General features: G+C 59.3%; 2 protein-coding genes. Both read left to right on the top strand.

The window, feature by feature from the left end:
- The first annotated feature begins 268 nt into the window (after positions 1 to 268).
- Positions 269 to 1,696: a cytochrome-c oxidase, cbb3-type subunit I gene (gene ccoN, locus C1X29_RS28160; protein ID WP_102718951.1), complete on the top strand. Its 1,428-nt coding sequence runs from the start codon at positions 269 to 271 to the stop codon at positions 1,694 to 1,696.
- 15 nt (positions 1,697 to 1,711) lie between these two features.
- A complete protein-coding gene (locus C1X29_RS28165) occupies positions 1,712 to 1,933 on the top strand; it encodes a CcoQ/FixQ family Cbb3-type cytochrome c oxidase assembly chaperone (protein ID WP_102718950.1) in 222 nt (73 codons plus the stop codon).
- Positions 1,934 to 2,178: the final 245 nt, after the last annotated feature.

Genomic DNA, 2,178 nt, shown 5'->3' on the forward strand with positions numbered 1-2,178 from the left:
ATGTTGGCTGACACACCGCAATCGCGAGCAGGCTCGCTCCCACAGTTTTGTAAAAGCACTATGACGTTGCAGCGCAGCCCGTTAAAGATTCACCTGAACGCATAAAAACCGTATCAGGGCGCGGCAGATGGCCGCAGGCAGCGCTTTGATCTGATCCGCATAAATGAACAATTCCTGAGCCTGTTTTGTTTCCGGTGGGGTTTCTACAGTGCAGCTCGTGCCAGACCGGGTGGCCTGGCAAGACTTTGCAACCGTGGATGAACTGACCATGAGCACAGCAACAATCGGACAGGCTTATAACTACAAGGTCGTCCGCCAATTCGTCATCGCGACTGTTTTCTGGGGTGTCGTGGGCATGGCGATGGGGGTATGGATCGCCTCGCAACTGGTATGGCCGGACATGAATCTGGACCTGCCGTGGACCACCTTCGGCCGCTTGCGACCCTTGCACACGAGCCTGGTGATTTTTGGCTTCGCCGGCAGCGCGCAATTCGCCGCCAGTTACTACGCCGTGCAGCGGACCTGCCAGGTGCGGCTGTACTCGGACAAACTCACCGCCTTCACCTTTTGGGGCTGGCAATCGGTGATCGTGATCATGCTGGTCACACTGCCGATGGGCTACACCACCACCAAGGAATACGCCGAGATCGAATTCTCCGGCGCGGTGTGGATGGCGGTAGTCTGGGTCGCGTATGCCATCGTGTTCTTCACGACCGTGGTGCAGCGCAAGACCAAGCACATCTACGTCGGCAACTGGTTCTTCGGCGCCTTCATCCTGGTGATCGCCATGCTGCACGTGGTCAATCACCTGTCGATTCCGGTGGACTGGTTCAAGTCCTATCCGGTGTACTCCGGCGCCACCGACGCCATGGTGCAGTGGTGGTACGGGCACAACGCGGTGGGTTTCTTCCTGACCACCGGGTTCCTCGGGATGATGTATTACTTCGTGCCCAAGCAAGTGAATCGGCCGGTGTACTCGTACCGGTTGTCGATCGTGCACTTCTGGGCGCTGATCACCCTGTACATCTGGGCCGGCCCGCACCATTTGCACTACACCGCGCTGCCGGACTGGGCGCAGTCACTGGGCATGGCGATGTCGCTGATCCTGCTGGCGCCGAGCTGGGGCGGCATGATCAACGGGATGATGACCCTGTCCGGCGCGTGGCATAAATTGCGCACTGACCCGATCCTGCGCTTCCTCGTCCTGTCGCTGGCGTTCTACGGCATGTCGACGTTCGAAGGCCCGATGATGGCGATCAAGACCGTCAACGCCCTCTCCCACTACACCGACTGGACCATCGGCCACGTACACGCCGGCGCCCTCGGCTGGGTGGCGATGATCACCTTCGGCGCGACCTATCACATGGTGCCCAAGGTCTTTGGCCGCGAACGCATGCACAGCACGCCGCTGATCAACCTGCACTTCTGGCTGGCGACCATTGGCACGGTGTTGTACATCGCTTCGATGTGGGTCAACGGGATTACTCAGGGCCTGATGTGGCGGGCGATCAACGAGGACGGCACGCTGACGTACTCGTTCGTTGAAGCGCTGCAGGCCAGCCATCCGGGGTTTGTCGTGCGGTTTGCTGGCGGGGTGTTCTTCCTCAGCGGTATGTTGCTGATGGCCTATAACGTGTGGCGCACGGTGCGCGTTGCCGACGTTGCACTCGCCCATCGTGAAGCGCAGATCGCCTGATAAAGGGAGCCGGTCATGTTCGATGTTTTCTTGAATGTGTTGGGCGTGGTGTTTCTGTGGCTGGCGGTGGAGTACTGCTTGCGGCATGAGACGACCGAGAGCCTGGATGAGGCGAGTCTGACGCCGTTTGCGGATGATCCGGAGGTGGCGCGGCGGGTTGAGATGGCCACCGGTAAGACCGTGAAAGCGGTGACGCCGGAGGTGGCGAAGCCGGGGTGGATCAACCTCGAAATGTGAGATGTGTCAGGGGCAGCCCCCCTCACCCTAACCCTCTCCCGGAGGGAGAGGGAACTGACCGGGTTGTTTACTCGAAATACACCGACCTGAAATATCGAGCCGAACTCAAAAACTGAAAAGCCCCCGATCTGCTCCCTTTCCGTCGAACTCAATATTGAAAACAACGAAGATCGGCTCCCTTTCCGCCGAGCTCAAAATTGAAAACAACGCAGATCTGCTCCCTTTCCCCCTCGCCCCCTTGGGGG

It is taken from the genome of Pseudomonas sp. GW456-12-10-14-LB2 (genome assembly GCF_002884345.1).
GTDB lineage: Bacteria > Pseudomonadota > Gammaproteobacteria > Pseudomonadales > Pseudomonadaceae > Aquipseudomonas > Aquipseudomonas paraglycinae.